This window comes from Ruegeria sp. BF12 (assembly GCF_056538705.1).
In genome coordinates this window covers 205219-223774 of sequence record NZ_JBQFTP010000008.1, presented here as the reverse complement: position 1 = coordinate 223774, position 18556 = coordinate 205219, and the positions used below count along the sequence as shown (strand labels likewise).

Annotated in this window: 14 protein-coding genes and 2 pseudogenes; 8 read left to right on the top strand and 8 right to left on the bottom strand. The window is 56.2% G+C overall.

The window, feature by feature from the left end; all coding sequences use genetic code 11:
- Positions 1–80 (bottom strand): annotated as a pseudogene (locus ACR0J0_RS14405) (IS5/IS1182 family transposase); the annotation flags it as partial.
- A 474-nt stretch (positions 81–554) separates the two neighbouring features.
- On the opposite strand from ACR0J0_RS14405, the gene ACR0J0_RS14400 reads away from it, so the two are divergent.
- Positions 555–983, top strand: coding sequence for a lipocalin-like domain-containing protein (locus tag ACR0J0_RS14400; RefSeq protein WP_480664840.1), 429 nt, complete (start codon positions 555–557; stop codon positions 981–983).
- Positions 984–1447: 464 nt separating this feature from the next.
- Here the strand turns inward: ACR0J0_RS14400 and ACR0J0_RS14395 are convergent.
- Positions 1448–1870: pseudogene (locus ACR0J0_RS14395) on the bottom strand (transposase); the annotation flags it as partial.
- 304 nt (positions 1871–2174) lie between these two features.
- On the opposite strand from ACR0J0_RS14395, the gene ACR0J0_RS14390 reads away from it, so the two are divergent.
- On the top strand, positions 2175–2414 hold the full coding sequence (locus ACR0J0_RS14390) for a hypothetical protein (protein WP_480664839.1): 240 nt from the start codon (positions 2175–2177) through the stop codon (positions 2412–2414).
- A gap of 124 nt (positions 2415–2538) precedes the next feature.
- Here ACR0J0_RS14390 and ACR0J0_RS14385 read toward each other — a convergent pair whose 3' ends face one another.
- Complete coding sequence (locus tag ACR0J0_RS14385) at positions 2539–3072, bottom strand: DDE-type integrase/transposase/recombinase (protein ID WP_480664838.1); 534 nt, start codon at positions 3070–3072, stop codon at positions 2539–2541.
- 199 nt (positions 3073–3271) lie between these two features.
- Here ACR0J0_RS14385 and ACR0J0_RS14380 point away from each other — a divergent pair, with 199 nt between their 5' ends.
- On the top strand, positions 3272–5401 hold the full coding sequence (locus tag ACR0J0_RS14380) for a Hint domain-containing protein (protein WP_480664837.1): 2130 nt from the start codon (positions 3272–3274) through the stop codon (positions 5399–5401).
- 151 nt (positions 5402–5552) lie between these two features.
- On the opposite strand, the gene ACR0J0_RS14375 is transcribed toward ACR0J0_RS14380, so the two are convergent.
- Entirely contained in the window at positions 5553–6020 is a 468-nt protein-coding gene (locus ACR0J0_RS14375) for an Lrp/AsnC family transcriptional regulator (protein WP_480664849.1), read from the bottom strand.
- Positions 6021–6116: 96 nt separating this feature from the next.
- On the opposite strand from ACR0J0_RS14375, the gene ACR0J0_RS14370 reads away from it, so the two are divergent.
- The 5 genes from ACR0J0_RS14370 to lpdA are packed head-to-tail and all read left to right on the top strand — an operon-like array spanning position 6117 to position 12118.
- Complete coding sequence (locus ACR0J0_RS14370; protein ID WP_480664836.1) at positions 6117–7247, top strand: Glu/Leu/Phe/Val family dehydrogenase; 1131 nt, start codon at positions 6117–6119, stop codon at positions 7245–7247.
- On the top strand, positions 7244–8479 hold the full coding sequence (locus ACR0J0_RS14365; protein ID WP_480664835.1) for a thiamine pyrophosphate-dependent enzyme: 1236 nt from the start codon (positions 7244–7246) through the stop codon (positions 8477–8479). Before ACR0J0_RS14370 ends, ACR0J0_RS14365 begins: the two co-directional genes overlap by 4 nt.
- A 3-nt stretch (positions 8480–8482) precedes the next feature.
- Entirely contained in the window at positions 8483–9496 is a 1014-nt protein-coding gene (locus ACR0J0_RS14360) for an alpha-ketoacid dehydrogenase subunit beta (protein WP_480664834.1), read from the top strand.
- 3 nt (positions 9497–9499) lie between these two features.
- Positions 9500–10756 carry a dihydrolipoamide acetyltransferase family protein gene (locus ACR0J0_RS14355; protein ID WP_480664833.1) on the top strand — a complete coding sequence of 419 codons (1257 nt, stop codon included), beginning with the start codon at positions 9500–9502 and terminating at the stop codon, positions 10754–10756.
- Positions 10757–12118, top strand: coding sequence for a dihydrolipoyl dehydrogenase (gene lpdA, locus ACR0J0_RS14350; protein WP_480664832.1), 1362 nt, complete (start codon positions 10757–10759; stop codon positions 12116–12118).
- Positions 12119–12940: 822 nt separating this feature from the next.
- Here the strand turns inward: lpdA and thpR are convergent.
- The 4 genes from thpR to ACR0J0_RS14330 form a co-directional block, all read right to left on the bottom strand.
- Complete coding sequence (thpR, locus tag ACR0J0_RS14345; RefSeq protein ID WP_480664831.1) at positions 12941–13471, bottom strand: RNA 2',3'-cyclic phosphodiesterase; 531 nt, start codon at positions 13469–13471, stop codon at positions 12941–12943.
- Positions 13472–13768: 297 nt separating this feature from the next.
- A complete protein-coding gene (locus ACR0J0_RS14340) occupies positions 13769–15274 on the bottom strand; it encodes an ABC-F family ATP-binding cassette domain-containing protein (RefSeq protein WP_480664848.1) in 1506 nt (501 codons plus the stop codon).
- Between the two features lie 399 nt (positions 15275–15673).
- A complete protein-coding gene (gene dld, locus ACR0J0_RS14335; RefSeq protein WP_480664830.1) occupies positions 15674–17368 on the bottom strand; it encodes a D-lactate dehydrogenase in 1695 nt (564 codons plus the stop codon).
- A complete protein-coding gene (locus ACR0J0_RS14330; protein WP_480664829.1) occupies positions 17365–18549 on the bottom strand; it encodes an alpha-hydroxy acid oxidase in 1185 nt (394 codons plus the stop codon). Before ACR0J0_RS14330 ends, dld begins: the two co-directional genes overlap by 4 nt.
- Between the last annotated feature and the right edge of the window lie 7 nt (positions 18550–18556).

Genomic DNA, 18556 nt, shown 5'->3' with positions numbered 1-18556 from the left:
ATAATCCCGCTCACCACACGCCTGTCATCGACGCGCGGCTTGCCGTGGGGCTTCGGGAAGAAGGGCTCCAGACGCGCCATTTGCGCATCCGCAAGCCAGAAGAGATCAGACTTGTTCACCGCTCGTTTTTGAACCGTGAATCACGCCGTAAAACGGAAATCAATGGGTCCCGACGCTAGCCAAGGATTCATCGGGGTTGAGATGCGAGGGAAACATCCTGTTTGCATGTCGCGCGGTCTCCGACCCTCGGGTTGCGCCGCAGTGTGCATCCAACAAATGACCTGTTCTCCGATTTGGGGCGACGATACGCATTGCGATTGATGTCTATTTTGGGATCGCTGCGATGCGACGCTGAGCATTGTAACGAATGTTTGCGAAGGGCCACCCTTATCTGAGCAAGACGGATCTGCTGACAAGACGCTGCACTTGCTAAGACGTCAGCAGCGAGGCCCAATCTACCAAGTATGGTCAAACCCGAAACTTCTTGCTTCATACTAACATTGGTTCCGCTAAGCTTGTTTAATCCTGACTGATCGCAGAGCAATAGAAGGGGCTTGATTTTGGACAGAAGTGCACTGATCGGATCATGGAAGATGCATGCATGGACGCGGCAGTCGGTGGCAACGGGTGACGTGACCGATGCGCTGGGACCCGAACCAATTGGCTACATTGCATACCATGCGGATGGGCGAATGATGGCCACCGTATTCAGGCGTAATCGTTTGAACTCAAGCCAAACTGAATGGACAGAGAGCGAAAAAGCCCAGCTTTTCGACGACATGCTTGCCTATGTCGCGTCTTATACGCTCGAAGAAGACCGTGTCATTCATCATGTTGATGGATCTTGGAACCCAAACTGGCACGGGGACCTCTCGCGTCCCTTTGTGCTCGAAGGTGAAAGATTGGTGATTAGTGGTGCTCCAGGCATCGACCCCAAGACAGGCGAAGAAGTCATTTATCGGATGGAATTTGCTAAAGTTTAGACGCTTAAACGGAAGCATTACCATGCGCCAAATAGAAATCAGTTTCGACGTCCATTCGCACCAACACTGATGGTGGCTTTCTATGCATTTGGAAGCTGCAAAGATTGGTTTCAGAACGTCAAATTGGATTAAGGTTTTCTGATGCGGGACAGGGTGCCGCGTATTTGCTGGGACGGACTGCGGCCCTTGTTGGAAAGTCTCTCAGTGAGGAAGCTGCGGGGTCTGGGCACGGTCTGTGGGGAAAGCACGTTTGCGGTTGGAACCGGGGTCGCAACTGGACCGTGGCGATGGCGGGCTAAGCTAGCAGTTTTGGCGCCCGGGGATTTCTGTCCGGATGGAGTTCGCTCTTGTGGCAGCAGAATTGGACGGTTTTTTCGACCTGTCGGAGGGTTGCGCACGAGGCTGTATGGCCGGTTTGGCAGAGCCACCCAGGCTTTGGATGAGTTGGGTGATCAGTCACTCTGTCATGCGGCCTGCTTTCTCGGTGGTGCGCGAGATCGTGGCACCTCGCGACGCCTGAACGTCTCGATGATGCGCATTGGGCCACCGCAGTCTGGGCAGGGCTCGCGCAACGTAAGTGGGATGACTTCTGCGGTGGGCGCGTCTTCCCGCTCGGGCCCTTCCACGCCGAGCAATGTGCGGATCTTCGCGATGTTGGCCTTGTGCTGTGCGGAAGCCAGCAAGTAGTAAGGTCGGATACGATGAAAGCCATCAGGCAGTACATGCCTCAGGAAACGGCGGATGAACTCGCGCGTGTCGAGCCGCATGGCCTTCATGCGATCCCCGGACTTGATGCGGTAGTTTTTCCAGCGGAACGTCACGGCGTCGGCATCGGCGCTAATGAGGCGGTCGTCTGAGATGGCAACACGATGGGTGTACCGGCTCACTGGGCGGCGTCGAAGATCCGGAAACAGATCGCGTTTCTATAGGGTAGAAGTCACGCTTCCGCCCGGAGAACTGGCTACTTGGAGAAGTCCGAGCTTATACCGGGTATGACAGTCGAAGCGTTTTTTGCACACAGGTGACCATTCGGTTCTGAGCTTCCTGCTCAAACCTTTGACGGATCAGTTGGCGCATGCCGTTCGGGAAAGCTGATCGCGGGTCGCTTAGTCCTGCTTTCGCCAAGTTTGGCAAAAGGTACAAGCAAGTGTTTTGACCTTCGCATGGGGCTGCGTGTAGGGAATTTCGCAAATGCGTCATCGTGCGGGCCGGTTCAGGCAATTTGCTTCCGTCGTTTGTTTCCTAATCGGCTCAAATGTTGTGGTTTTGGCCCTTCTGGTAGAAAAGACACGCCACCCGCAAAAATTGAATTTTGCCATCCAACTTGCACTTCTTTTTACATATTATGTTGCAAAGCAGCTTGGTCCCGAAGGTTCCTTTGATGAAGAACTCTCCAAAGAACACACAGGTTGTGCCGGTAATGGTACCTGAGGCGTTGAAGGGTCAAAGGGCAGGTGTTTTTTTCTTGTTGAACCAACTCGAACTTCGAAAGGGCCAGGCCAAAGCCGCGGCTTCTTCGGATGTTGCGCCTACGGCGGCACCCGTTCAAAAGGCTTCAGAACTTGAATCTCATAAGCCATTTTTTCTGACCGACGAGTTTATCTTCTCTTAGTCGATTGCCTGCGCTTCGCTGGTGTCGTTGCAAAAAATTCAACGCTTTAGGTTGCCTGGCTGTGTCGCAAACTTCTGATGACGTGATTGATGGCTTTTCGCAGGACACATTTATCCTGCCTAGTTGGGCGAACCGCTGAAAGCCAGAATTCTCAGTGACAAAGAATTTGCGTTTTCGAGTTATGTTCGCAATTTCGATGCCATCCAAGGTGGCAAACGAAGAGGCGAGGGACTTAAAACGGCTCATGTGCCGAACACGCCGCTTTATGAGCCGATGAATCTGTTCGATCACGCTGTTCAAGAACGTCAATCTGACCGTCTGTACTTTGATCGGGCAACCAAATCGCCTCAGGATTCTGTACATCTCCCGAATACCTGCCCCATTGGCATCGCTCTTATCGATCACGATTTTGTCTGGGATTCTATTTGAGGACGGGGCTTTGGCAAAGAACCTATTCGAGACCGCTCCATCCCGCATGCCTGTCAATCGGATGCCAACGTTTGTGATACATCCAAATGATGTCTGCCCAACGTGTTAGATTTACTGTCAGAAAATCAGGCGTCGCCCAAGTTTTTTCTCATTTGTTGGGCATCTATGCCGAACGCGGGACGAAGCGGTGTGAACTGCCATCAACCGGTGTATCAAGTGGGGCTTGCGGAAGACAAAGGTGTGACGAATGGCGATTCTGGACAATGCAATTTGGTTGACCGGGCCCGGAGGCACAGCCGTAAGCGGCAACACCACGATCACCGAAGGCGGCAACAGCACCACGGTCACCGCCACTTTTACTGCAAACGCTTGGGACGCCAGCCAGGGCGGTAACAACATATCTGAATTCGGCGCGTTTGCCACAACGTCGCCAATCACGGCCAGTTACGATTTTTCGAATCCTGTCGAGAACCTGGGCTTTGACATTGATCACCTCAACGATGACGGCGCCGCCACGTTCGACGATCAGTGGACGATCTATGCTTATGACGAAAACGGCGATCTGATTGATGCCGCTGACGTCATCGCGGGCCTTGGTGGTCTTCAGGATGAAAATGTCATTACCAACCCCGATGGCTCTGTCACCATCGAGGCCACCGGCACTATTTCGAACGACGTCAGCATTTCTCTGGCCGGCCCGGTCTCTCAGTTGGACCTGACATTCGAGCCAGGCCCAAACGGCGTCAGCACAGGCGGCTCAGGAATCAGTGACCTAACATTCGACATTCCTCCGCCGGATGCGGATGGCGATGGGGTGGCAGATCGCGACGACCTCGACGACGATGGCGACGGCATTCTGGATACAGATGAAGGGTACAGCGAAACTGCCCCCAGCACGATCACGATCGAATTTGACGCCGATCAGTTCGCAGAAATCGACAACACCCGTTGGGAGCTTCGCGATCCAGACGGAAATCTGATCGTCAGCGACGATACGATTTCCGACAACGTCGTCGAAATCACCAATGTCGGTGTGACCGGCCTTGGGGACTATACGTTTACCATTTTTGATGATTTTGGCGATGGCCTTGCTGGCGGAAACACTGCTGGCTACACGATTTCAATCGATGGTGTGGTTGTTGTCGACTCTGGTCCAAACCCAAATTTCGGCACCGGAACAACCGAGACATTTACCGTCAATCCGGTTGTCACCACGACAGACAGCGACGGCGACGGCATTGCCGATCACCTTGACCTCGATAGCGACAATGACGGCATCACCGATAACGTCGAGGCCCAGACAACCGATGCCTACGTCGCCCCCACCGGAACGGATAGTGATGGTGACGGGCTGGATGATGCCTACGAAACCGGTGGACTAAGCCCCGTTGATACCGACAGTGATGGCACCGCTGACTATCTGGATACCGACTCTGATAATGACGGGGTGAGTGATACCGATGAGGCCGGACATGGCGTGGACCAGGCGACCATTGACGCCTCGGGTGACGCTGATGGCGATGGCATCAAGGACGCGGTTGATGATGTTTCGGGGTTCGATGTCAATGACGCGGATGTTGACGGATCGGGCAATTTCACGCTGGCCGATTCAGATAACGACACCGCCTCGGATGGGTCTGGGGCAATTCCGCTCATTAACGATCTGGACTATCGCGATGTTCCCTGTTTCACCGAAGGCACGCTGATTTTGACCCCGCAAGGCGAGCGCCGCATTGAAACCCTGCGGGCTGGTGATCTTGTGATCACACGCGACAACGATGCGCAACCGATCCGCTGGGTGGGACGTCGAACGGTGTTAGGGCAAGGGAATCTCGCCCCGGTCCGGATTTCTGGAACAAGCCAAAACGCGCCCGGCAGGTCCATTTTGGTGTCACCGCAGCACAGAGTGCTGGTCGCGAGTCACCAAGCGCAGCTGTACTTTGGGGCTGCGGAGGTCCTTGTGGCGGCAAAACACCTTGTAGACGGTAACCTGGCGCGGTCCGAGCCCTGCGCTGAAGTTACCTATATCCACATTATGTTTGACAGGCACGAAATCGTACTTTCAAACGGAATGCTGACGGAGAGTTTCTTTGCCGGCGACGTCGGGTTGAATTCAATTGTCGACGAAACCAGGGAAGAGCTGTTCGCCATCTTTCCGGAACTCCGGACCCGCGGAAATGTCCATCCTGAAACGGCACGTCTGTGCCTTAAGCGCACTGAAGCGAGTCTGATGCTAAATAAGCCGTCGAGAGTGGCTCACTATTGTAAGGAAATTGCAGTTGCCGACATAGAGACGTGTGCGGCGAATGTGCAGCAAAGCCGAAAGCTCGGCTCTCAGGGGCTAGGGATGAGTTCCGTTGAAAATGTAGCTTGTTAAGGGCCGTTTTGACCCAATGGCAAGCGGCAGGCCGACGTAAGCCGTGATGCGTCGATTCGCGAGCTCCAGAACGGTCACAGCCTTTATCAGGACACCGACTAGGGCATCAAAATCATCGGGAACACCGTCATTTTTTGACTGGCTCCGAGTTTCAATAAGGGATGCGCGCCCGGCTGATGAAACGGCGTAGGGCGAACCGCGAACGCACAACACGTAAACCCGGCAGCCGCATTAGTTTTGTCTGCAGGAACGTCTCAAACTCTTCGAGGCTTTCAACGGCAACTTCCAGCAGGAAATCCTGTGCACCTGTCATCAACGTTCCGGTCACCACCTCGTCAAACAACGCGACCTGACGCTGGAAGTCGGCCACTTTTTCGGCGTCCTGCCTTTCAAGCTCGACCGAGACGAAAGCCGTGATCGGAAAGCCCGCTGTTTTACGGTCGATACGGGCGCTGTAACCCGAAATCAGCCCGGATTCCTCAAGGCGCGCCAACCGTCGTTTGCAAGGTGTAGCGGACAGGCCGATGCGTTCCGACAGCTGAACCAACGACATGCGTCCGTCCTCCTGTAATGCGCGAATAATCTCTCGATCTATTTGATCAGTAGTGAAAGGCACTATAAAAACCTCAAAAGATAGTGGACATCACTCAATTTGGTTTAGAATACCTTGTAAAATCGGTTTTTCAACCCGGCACAGGGCCATAGGCTGTAAGTGATGATCCTGACGGATCGAAATGACTACACCCCTGCCATGCAAACAAATGGTGAAACCATGCCCCTGATCCTCACAGAAGAAACTCCGCCGCCTGGATATGAACGTCTGATATTTGCCGAGGATACCAGAAACGGATTACGGGCTTACATCTGTATTCATTCGACAGTTTGTGGCCCGGCTGCGGGCGGCTGCCGAATGTGGGCCTACGACAGCCGGGAAGCTGCGCGCGAGGACGTATTGCGACTGGCGCGCGGCATGACGGCCAAGAACATCATGGCTGGGCTCGGTCTGGGCGGTGGTAAATCGGTGATCATTGGCGATGCTCGCAAAGATAAAACACCGGCGATGCTGCGTGCCTTTGGCCGCGCAGTCGACGCGCTGGACGGACGGTACTACACGGCCGAAGATGTGGGGTTCTCGCCCGAAGATATACGGATTGTAGCTGATGAAACGGAATTCGCGGTTGGCCTTGAAGGGGGCGAGCATGGCAGCGGCGACCCGTCACCCTTTACCGCTGAAGGGGTTTTCCAATGCCTGAAGGTTGGTGCCAGTGACGTGTTCGGCAGCGCCGACCTGACCGGGCGCCGCGTACTGGTTCAGGGTCTGGGCCATGTGGGTATGAGCCTGGCGGAGAAACTGCATGCCGCGGGCGCGTCGCTGATTGTGTCGGACATCAATCAGGCCGCGCTGGATCTGGCCCGCGACCGGTTGCGTGCGGATATCTGCCCCGTAGATCAGGTCTTTGACACGCAGATGGACATCTTCGCACCCTGTGCGCTGGGCGGTATCCTGACCCATGAAAGCGCGCAGAAACTGTCGGCGCGGCTGGTCTGTGGCGCGGCCAACAATCAATTGGCTGAAGACGACGTTGCCGAGATCCTTCGCGCGCGCGGAATTCGCTATCTGCCAGATTATGTGGTCAATGCGGGCGGCATCATCAGCGTGGCAGGTGAAATCCACAAGGCGGGTGAGACATATCGCCAGTCCAGGCTCAAGGAAATCGCGACGCGTATTGCCGAGATCCTCGAAACCTCAAATCGCACCGGCCATTCGACCACAAAGGTCGCGGATCAGATTGTCGATGACATTCTGGATCGCGCCCGTGACCACCGACAGGAGGGGGCGGCATGAGCGACTCAATCAAACCGCTGTCGCTGAATGTACCTGAACCGGGTTGCCGACCAGGCGATACGCCGGATTTCTCGGATTTCGAAATCCCCCGCGCTGGCGAAGTTCCCCGGCCGCCGGTCGACATTGCCGCAGATGACATTCGTGACATGGCTTTTTCGATTGTTCGGGTTTTGAACAAAGAGGGGCAAGCCATCGGCGACTGGGCAGGTGCATTGACGCCTGATGATCTGCGCACAGGCTTGCGTCACATGATGACTCTGCGCGCCTTTGACAAACGCATGCTGATGGCGCAGCGCCAGGGGAAGACAAGTTTCTATATGCAGCATCTGGGCGAAGAGGCGATCAGCTGTGCCTTCGCTCGTGCGTTGCAACCCGGTGACATGAACTTTCCGACATATCGTCAGGCCGGTCTGCTGGTTGCGGTTGATTATCCGATGCTGACGATGATGAACCAGATTTATTCCAATGCTGATGACCCGCTGCACGGGCGGCAGTTGCCAATCATGTATACCTCGAAAGAACACGGGTTCTTTTCGATCTCAGGCAATCTGGGCACGCAATTCGTGCAGTCTGTAGGCTGGGCCATGGCCTCGGCCATTTCGGGGGATACCAAGATCGCCGCCGGTTGGATCGGGGACGGTTCAACCGCAGAAAGCGACTTTCACGCGGCGATGGTATTCGCCTCAACCTACAAGGCGCCAGTGGTCCTGAACATCGTCAATAACCAATGGGCTATCTCGACCTTTCAGGGGATCGCCCGGGGTGGTGTTGGCACATTTGCCGCGCGCGGTCATGGATTTGGCATTCCCTCGCTTCGTGTGGATGGCAACGACTATCTGGCCGTTTTTGCGGTCGCCAAATGGGCCGCTGAGCGCGCGCGTCGGGGGTTGGGCCCAACCTTGATTGAGTATGTGACTTACCGCGCGGGCGGGCATTCTTCGTCGGACGATCCTTCGGCCTACCGTTCGGGTGAGGAAGCCAGCGCCTGGCCGCTCGGCGATCCAATAGAACGCCTGAAGAAGCATCTGATCACGATCGGCGAATGGTCAGACGAACGCCATACACAGGCCGAGGCCGAAATTATGGATGGCGTCATAGCAACGCAGAAACAGGCTGAGAGTGTCGGCACCCTGGGCGACGGCAAGGCACCATCGCCGCGCGATATGTTCGAAGGTGTCTATGAAAAGATGCCGCCGCACCTGATCCGGCAGCGCCAGCAAGCGGGGTATTGAGAGATGGCCCAAATGACAATGATCGAAGCCATTCGCAACGCTCATGACGTAGCTATGGCAGCCGACGACCGGGTGGTGGTGTTTGGTGAGGATGTGGGGTTTTTCGGCGGCGTCTTCCGCTGCACCGCCGGCCTACAGGAAAAATACGGCAAGAGCCGCTGCTTCGACGCGCCAATCAATGAAAGCGGGATCGTCGGCACCGCTATCGGTATGGCCGCCTACGGTCTGAAACCGGTGATCGAGATTCAGTTCGCTGATTATGTCTATCCCGCCTATGATCAGATCGTGAGTGAGGCCGCACGTTTGCGCCACCGCTCAAACGCCGATTTCACCTGCCCACTTGTCATCCGCATGCCAACGGGAGGCGGTATTTTCGGTGGCCAGACCCACAGCCAGAGCCCGGAGGCGCTGTTTACCCATGTGTCGGGCCTCAAGGTGGTGATGCCGTCAAATCCGGTGGATGCCAAGGGCCTGTTGCTTGCGTCGATTGCCGACCCGGATCCGGTGATCTTTCTGGAGCCCAAACGGCTTTATAACGGGCCGTTTGACGGGCATCACGACAAACCGCTGACAACCTGGAAAAAGCACGCCCAGGGCGACGTGCCCGAAGGCGATGAGATTGTGCCTCTGGGCAAGGCCAAGGTCACCCGCGAGGGGGCGGATGTGACCGTCTTGGCCTACGGAACCATGGTTTATGTGGCCGAGGCCGCCGCAAAGGAAACGGGTATTGACGCTGAGGTGATCGACCTGCGGACACTCATGCCATTGGATCTGGACACGATCACTGCCTCGGTGAAGAAAACCGGCCGTTGCGTGATCGTGCATGAAGCCACGCGCACCTGTGGCTTTGGTGCCGAGTTGCTGAGCCTTGTGCAGGAGGAATGCTTCTATCACCTCGAAGCGCCGATTGTTCGGGTCACCGGGTGGGACACACCTTATCCGCATGCTCAGGAATGGCAGTATTTCCCGGGTCCCGCGCGGGTGGGTGAAGCCCTCAAAACCGTCATGGAGGACTGAGCCATGGGCGTACATACCATCCGCCTTCCGGACATTGGCGAAGGCATTGCTGAGGCCGAGTTGACCGAATGGCTGGTCAAGCCCGGTGATATCGTCAGGGAAGACGATATTCTGGCGGTAGTGATGACCGACAAGGCTGCGGTCGAAGTGCCATCATCCGTGGAGGGCAAAGTTCTGGAACTGGGTGGCGAGATCGGCAAGTTGATGGCCGTTGGTGCCACTCTGATCCGCATTGAGGTCGACGGCGAAGGCAACGAAGGCGACGCGCCTGCCGTGGCCGAGGTGACCGAAGTTGAGCCGAAACCTGAACCAGAGACGACGGTCAAGCCCAAGCCTGAACCCGCAAAAGCACCCGAGCGGGTCGCGCCTGCGGTGGCGCGCGCCCAAGGCACCAAGCCGCTGGCCTCTCCTTCGGTGCGCGCGCGTGCCCGAGAAGAAGGGATCGACCTGCGCCAGGTGCCGGGGTCCGGTCCTGCCTCGCGGATCAGCCACAGCGATCTGGACCAGTGGATTGCCTCGGGCGGCATCCAGCAGGGTCAGATCACCCGTGGAGCCAATACCGGCATCGAAGAGGTGCGCGTCATCGGCATGCGTCGCAAGATCGCCGAAAAGATGCAGCTTTCAAAGCGCCAGATTCCGCATATCACCATCGTCGAAGAGGTCGAAATCGAGTCTCTTGACTCGTTGCGGATGGCACTGAACGACAAGCACAAGGGTGATAGGCCAAAGCTAACCATGCTGCCGTTCCTGATGCGCGCGATTGTTGAAGCGGTGCGCGAACAGCCCGGACTGAACGCGCGTTTTGATGATGAGGCTGGCGTCATACATCGCCATGGCGGGGTGCATGTGGGCATCGCTACCCAGACGCCAAACGGGTTGAACGTGCCGGTGATCCGCCATGCCGAAGCCAGCAGCTTGTGGGACAATGCCGCTGAACTGACACGCCTGGCCGAAGCCGCCCGCGACGGCACGATCAAACGCGAGGAATTGCAGGGTGGAACCATCACCATCACGTCGCTCGGGCCCTTGGGCGCGTTGGCCACCACGCCGATAATTAACCACCCCGAGGTGGCAATCGTCGGCGTCAACAAAATGCAGATCCGCCCTGTCTGGGACGGTCAGCAGTTCCAGCCGCGCAAGATGATGAACATCTCGTGCAGCTTCGATCACCGGGTGGTCGATGGCTGGGATGCGGCCGTTTTCGTGCAGAAACTGAAATCCTTGCTGGAAACCCCGGCCATGCTGTTTGTGGAGGGCTGAATGTCGGACCTGAAATGTAAGTTGCTGATCATCGGCGCTGGTCCCGGCGGGTATGTCTGCGCCATTCGTGCGGGGCAGTTGGGCATCGACACGATTGTGGTAGACGAGGCCAATCCCGGCGGCACCTGTCTGAATGTGGGATGCATCCCCTCCAAGGCGCTGATCCATGCAGCTGATGAGTTTCACCGGATAACATCGGTTAATGATGGCCCGCTGGGCATCACCGCCGCTGCCCCAAAAATCGACCTCGCCAAGACCGTTGCCTGGAAAGACGGCATCGTCAGCAGGCTGAATACCGGTGTCTCAGGCCTGATGAAAAAGGCAGGTGTCAGGTTCGTGTCGGGCAGCGCTCGGTTTCTGGATGGCAAGACCGTATTGGTCAGCGATAGCGATGGCGAGAGCCGTGAAATCAGCGCTGATTACATCGTCATCGCGTCGGGATCGGCCCCGGTCGAACTGCCCTTCCTGCCATTCGGCGGCGATATCCTGTCCTCGACCGAGGCGCTGGCGCTGGGCAACGTGCCTAAAAGCCTCGCCGTTGTTGGCGGCGGTTACATAGGGCTGGAACTAGGCATGGCCTTTGCCAAACTGGGCACAAAGGTCACGGTGGTTGAAGCCGAAGCCCGCATCCTGCCCACCTATGACAAACAGCTGACCGCACCGGTGGCGAAACGTCTGGCGGCTTTGGATGTCACGGTCATGACTGGCACCAAGGCGCAAGGCTTTTCCGATGGTGTCTTGGCCACCGATCAGGGCGACGTTTCGTCCGAAAAAGTACTGGTGACTGTCGGCCGCCGCCCGCGCACCCACGGCATCGGCGTTGAGGAGCTGTCGTTAACCATGGATGGGCCGTTCATTCGGATCGACGAGACCTGTCAGAGTTCGATGCGGGGCATCTATGCGATCGGGGATGTCACAGGCGAACCCATGCTCGCCCATCGCGCCATGGCACAGGGTGAAATGGTCGCCGAACATATCTCAGGCCACGCCGTCGCGTGGGACAAACGGGCGATTCCGGCAGTCTGCTTCACCGATCCCGAGATCGTCACCTGCGGCGCTCTGCCTGGCGAGATAGACGGCACAAAGGCCAGCGATTTTCCATTAGCAGCCAATGGTCGGGCGATGACATGCGAACGTGAAGACGGATTTGTCCGCGTGGTCTGGCGAGAAAGCGACCATGCTGTGCTGGGCATTCAGGCTGTCGGCGCGCAAATGTCGGAACTCTCGGCAGCCTTTTCAATCGCAATCGAAATGGGCGCTTGCCTTGAGGACATCGGCGCAACCATCCACGCGCACCCCACCCAGTCCGAAGGCTTGCAGGAAGCCTGCCTGAAAGCTTTGGGTAAGGCCCTGCATATCTGAAGTTTTGACTGGACCTCTGTCCGCCCGGATTAGGTTGGGCAGGGGGTAAGCCGCAATTCAGACCTAGATTGATAAGCATGCAGGTCCCGACATTTGCTCCATGCAAAAAACCTCGAACAGGTATTGGAGCGAATTCCTCGAAAAGCTGCCATGTACCCAAGGAGGCTATTTCATACGGCGAGTATGCTTACCCGCAGCTCGCGATGTCCGATCGCGATTTAAATGCGAGCTTGGCCGAATGCGCTGTTCAGTGAATCGGTGATCCTGCTCGATCATATTGTTCAGAAACTTGGGCCTGATCGTTTGTAGTTTGGCCGGACAGTAAAACCGTCTGAGGATATTGGTTACTTCCCGCATACGTGCCGCGCTGGCTCCACTTTTGTCGATCACGATCTTGGCTGAAATTCCATTTGTGGACAGTGCCTTGACGAAAACCTCGGGGCTGCTGGATTGTTCCTGCGCTCTGATAGCCTGAAATATGGGGTCATTCCCACCTTGTCGACGGCTCGGTCGAGATTCATCTACCTACTGCAGGCACGTTGATATGTTTCGCCCGTACGCCAAGATTTCACTGCTAAACGCTTCTTCGATTGTCAGCGCGCTGCGACCATCGGCTAGACCTCTACCATCCACCTGTTCAAGGTAGCGTGGTCTAAAAATATCGCGTTCGGCCATGATCCCCTATTAATTGCGGTAGGCTACAATGTACTGAAAACAAACGAACACGGCGTACAAACAACGTCCTTGGAAACCGACGCTCTCGTCAACCTACGCCCGAAGTTGGCGACACTGCCGGGTATTGTCGGCGAAGAGGATCTTTGTTCAGTACCCCGTCAATTTTAAAGGATAATGCGCCAGCGCATCGTGCAGAGGACTTTCGGGGCGCAAGGTGGACTGGAAGAGAGTAAAGCTGGTGACCAACATTTCTGGCACAGCGCTTGTTGCGCAGGGGTGCGGGGCGTGCCTAGTTGCCTCATGTGGCTCTGGCTTGAAACGAGCAATGGTTACATGAGGCCGAAAGCGTCGGCGAGGCAGGACGATCCCGGCTCGCCGCGCGGCAGTCTGGATTTTCCGGTGTAAAACAGTGAGCGGAGAACATTCCGCCGCCCTGACAGCTAACGCCCGGCCAAAACACTCGATCCCTGCGAAGGTGATGCTGAAGGGCCGGACAGAAAGAGTGAGTAGTTCTTCATGCAATGTCTCCAAAGTCTCCTCGGATTGATCATCCAAAAATGCCAGCGTTAGGTGCATGTTTTCAGGTAAAACCGGTCGGGCGAATGGATACAGGCGCTGCAACGGTGCAAAAGCTGCTTTTGTCTCTTCGGTGAGTTCTAATGCAACGAAAGAACGCATAGGCCCCTCTTACTTGGCTTGATGGTTTGGTTGTGAATACCATTTGCCGTTCTAAGAAGCTTTGTCACATCAACTCTCCACTGGGGCAATCCACACAAGCCATTCGAGCCCTGTTCGACCGCTGATCACATGCCGGTCCTTTGCTGGGGCAGTAAGTCGAGTCGGGCGGAAAGTGGAGGTTGAAAGTACCGCTCTCGGACGGCAGCGGAGTGGACAAAGTGCACTTTCGCCGCAAGCACACAAAAATCCGTTTCGATGCCGTTCAGCCCCCACGATTACGTTGGACATTAAGGCACACTATGAATGTATCTCTCCCGCCAGAAACGGCTCGGGACTGTCCGTTTCTTCCAGTTTTTTCCCCGTGATCAGCCAAAACCGATTGCCGACATTGCGCAAAAAGCTGCGGTCGTGACTAACGAGCAAACATGATGCATTGTGCGTGATCAGTTCATCCTCAAGAGCTTCTTGTCCTTCGATGTCGAGATGGTTCGTCGGCTCATCCAGCAGATAAAAATTCGGATTTTTGAGCCGCAAAATCAGCATCGCCAAACGCGCCTTTTGTCCGCCAGATAGCGCGCCGATTTTTGTGTTTTGCATCTGTATCGTCACGCCGGCGCCCGCAAGAACACTCCGCGCGCGTTGATCACCAATGTCAAACTGCCCGGCAACAGCCGTCATCGGTGTGTCGTTGTCCGAAAGCTGGCTGAGATGTTGATCAGAATAGGCTGGCACAACCGAAGGAGCGCATTTGATTGCCCCGGCACTCCCAGACAGCGCATCGTGTGCCAACTTTATCAAGCGGGTTTTGCCGGCGCCATTGGCTCCCAACAGTACGATACGATCTCCTGGCAAAATCCATTTACGCCCGGTCGTGTATAACAAACGACCGTCCGGTGTTTCGACGGGTACGTCATCCAAAGTGACCAGAGCTTTGGCATGAGTTCCGCTGTTGACCAATCTAATATCACCTGCGCCGCGTTCATGGTGGGCAGGTTTGGCCGCCGCTTCAATTTGCGCTGCCCGATCATTGAGTTGTTTGGTCTTGGTAACCAAAAGATCAGACCCGGAATTGATGCCGATATTCTTTAACTTCGCAGCTTGTTTGCGCAGCTGCTGTGCCTTGTTCAAGTCATTGGCAAACCGCCGTTGGTCCGCGGCGTCCGCGTCATCAAGCGCCGCGCGTGCTGTCGAAAACGGAAGCGAAAAAACGCGTGACTGTTCTGTTCGTAAAAATAGCGTTCGGTTGGTTGCCGCATCAAGAAACGCCCGATCATGCGATGTCACGACAACTGGTACATCACGCCGTAAAGCGCACAACCAGTTTTGGAGCAACCCGATGCGGCGTAAATCCAAATGGTTGGTCGGCTCATCCAGCAACAGGATATCAGGTTCCTGAATCCAGGCAGCGGCCAGCAGCGCAGTCCTTTGCCACCCGCCGCTCAACTCATTGAGCGGTCGGTGTTGCAACTCATATGGAACACTTAGGTCATCAAGCACCACGTCCACACGCCAGCTTTCGAATTCTGCCTGCTCGGAGGGAAGGGCGTCCAACACCCAATCGTAGAGCGTTTTTTCATAGGCATGGTCCGGAACGTATTGGGTCACATATCCAACCCGTAAACCACGCGCTCGGACGATGTCGCCGGTCGTTGGTTCGGTTTGACCGGTCATGCATTCCAAAAGTGTTGTCTTGCCGCGCCCATTAGCGGCAACCAATCCAATGCGGTCACCTTTGGAAATTGTCAGGTTCAGGTTGTCAAAAAGAAGGTCGCCACGGATTACGCTTAAAGCGTTGATCGTCATAACAGTCATCGGAGTCTCTGCTCATAAGAAGAGGTGCCGCAGTGCGGCTTTGGGCAGACCGATTTAAGTGTTACTTCTCGGACCCGCCCTGAAAACGCATTTACAGGGCGTAACGGGGACCATGCTGAAGTCGGCGGATGATACGCATGTTCAGCTAGTGCCCTCCCGTTGTAGATTGTGACTGTGTATGCAGACCTTAGAAAACAATGTCCGTATCAGCAAGTGTCTCGATGGGGAAAGCACACCTTTGCCGCATTGCCAGAATGAATTGGTTTGGGCTCATCTTATGTGCCGAACGCGGCGACTATCTTCTGGTGGCCACGCTCAGCATTCAATGGATTTGTTGCCGCGCATTTCCAAAATTTAAAAAGCATTCTTCGCGAAGCGCAATTATGCGGCTCAACGAAAGCAACCATCCTCGTAATTTCGATTTTTGGACATCTTGCCGATTCCAGGGTTGAACGAATTGGTGGGATCGCAACATTGGTAATGTGCTGCCAGATCCGGTTTGGCCTGATACAGGTGGCCTACATTGTGCTCAGCAGGATACTCGGCACCGCGTTCATCAAAGATTTTCAGCATTGCTGCCTTTAGCGCCTTGGTGTCCACGCCCTTTTTGACCACGTAATCCTGATGCATCACATGGCACATGAAGTGGCCATAATAGAGCTTGTGAACCAACTGGTCGCCGATTTCCGAAGGAAGACTTTCCAACCAGTCTTGATCATTTCGACGAAGGGCGACGTCCAGGGCAATGATGTCCTCGACCTCGTTCGAATGGATCGCCATGTAGCGCACTGCGGCACCGGCCGCCGCGAACCGGTGCAATCCGGCAATCTTGGCTTCGCGTGCAGTGCATTCGAAAAAGTCGGCGTCGCGATCTTTCAGGAAGTCGGGCAACCAATTCCCAGCTTCGGCAATGCCGCCATCCCTCATCTTGAGGATCAGGTGATGTTCAAACTTGTCACGGAACTCCACCATCCGCCCGGGCAGCACTCGTGGCCACAGGGTCATCGCCATTTGCATGAAACGGTCGGTGAGGTTGCGCAGAAACGGAATGCGTCGCAGCCGGGCATCGACCGCGCCTTTGAGTGCAAAGAACATCGGCAGCCGGCTGGTGCCCAGATTGTCGATCATGACCACGGTGTCTTTGCCATAGCGCGCAGTGATATCGAATACCTCGCGCTGCATGTATTCGGCTGAAACCGGAAGCGAGCTGAACTCGCTCAGGATGTGTCGGCGCAGGGCCGCCAGATCATCCGGATCATTGGTGCCGATGTAGAACACCTGCTCGGTTTCATTCTTGGGAAAGGTGTCAAGGCGAACGGCAAACACCGCCAGCTTTCCGGCAGAACCTGCGGACTCGTATAGCTTTGCCTTGTCTGCGTTGAAACGCGCCGGCGTTTGCGCGTCCACGTCGCGCACGATTTGAGCGTAGTCGCTTGCCGACGCGCGTTTGTTGGACGGGTTTGGGTCGCGGTCAAAGGTTCCGGCATCCAGATTGGCCAGAATCTCCTCGGGCGTTTCGCCCAGATCAATCCCCAGATGATTGACCAGCTCCAGCGCGCCCTGTTCAGTGATCCGGGCATAGACAGACAATTCGGTGTAAACAGGCCCGCGCTCGACCAGCGAGCCACCGGAGTTGTTGCACACCCCGCCGACTATCGACGCACCAATGCAGGATGACCCGATGACCGAATGCGGTTCGCGCCCCAGCGGGGCCAGCAGTTTTTCCAGTGAAAACAGCGTAGCTCCGGGAAAGCTGATGATCTGCTCGCCGTCATTCAGGGGCACCAGCGTATCCATCCGGCGTGTGTTGATCAGCACCACATCGCGGTCGTAGCTGCCCGAGGGGGTCGAGCCTTCGGTAAGGCCGGTATTGGCGGCCTGCATGATGACGATCTTGTCTGCGGCGACACAGGCCTGCAGCACTTTCCATTGCTCCAGCAGAGTGCCGGGTTGCACAACGCACAGCGCCTCGCCCTCGCCCGAGCGGAAGCCCCGGCGGAATCGCTCCGTTGCACGTTCGCCGGTCAGCACATGGCGGGACCCGACGATGGATCGAAAAGTTCTGATCAGGTCCTCATTGGTCATGCAGCCTCCATAGGTAGATAGCCATCGGATGCGGCCCCCCGGAACCGGATGTTGCGGCGGTTCAGTTGATCGATGCGGGTCACACCCATCAGCTTCATATCGCGTTCGATCTCGGCGCGCATCAAACCCAATGCGCGTTCAACACCTGCTTGCCCCGCGGCAGCCAGCGGATACAGGTAATGCCGTCCGACACCAACGGCCTTTGCACCCATCGACAACGCTTTCAGTACATGGGTTCCACGTTGGATGCCGCTATCCATCATGACATCCAACCGGTCGCCAACGGCATCAACAATCTCGGCCAGTTGATCGAAGGGCGTGCGTGAACCATCCAACTGACGGCCACCATGATTTGACAGGATGATCCCGGTGCATCCGATTTCGGCCGCACGGCAGGCGTCTTCGACGGTCATGATCCCTTTGAGGCAAAACTGACCGTTCCAGTCACGCACCATCTGGGCCACGTCATCCCAGGTCATCGACGGATCCAGCATGTCGGTGAAGTAGCCACCTATGGAACTCGCGCCGCCCCCCATATCCACGTGCTCCTCAAGCTGAGGCAGGCGGAATTTCTCGTGGGTGACATAGTTTATGCCCCACATCGGCTTGATCGTAAACTGGATCATGCCGCCCAGCGTAAGCCGAAACGGGATCGAGAAACCCGTGCGCAGATCACGTTCACGGTTGCCGCCGGTGATGCTGTCGACGGTCAACATCATGACCTCGACTCCCGCCTCTTTCGCACGCTGCATCATGGCAGCGTTCAATCCACGGTCCTTGTGGAAGTAGAACTGATAGACCTGCGGGTTCTTGTGTTTTTGCCGCAACTCCTCCAGCGAAACCGTACCCAGCGACGAGACCCCGAACATGGTGCCGTATTTCTCGGCCGCCGCCGCAACCGCGCGTTCGCCCTGATGGTGAAACAGCCGTTGCAGCGCGGTGGGCGAGCAATAGACCGGCATATCCAGCTTTTGCCCCATCACCGTGACGGACATATCCACATCCTTTACCCCGCGCAGGACCGAAGGCAAAAGATCGCAGCGGTCAAATGCGCCGGTGTTTTCGCGATACGTCACCTCGTCATCAGCACCGCCATCGATATAGTTGAAGATGGGCCCCGGTAGCCGTTTTTTGGCCAGCCGCCGGAAGTCGTGGAAGTTGTGACATTGATTCAAACGCATCACGAGA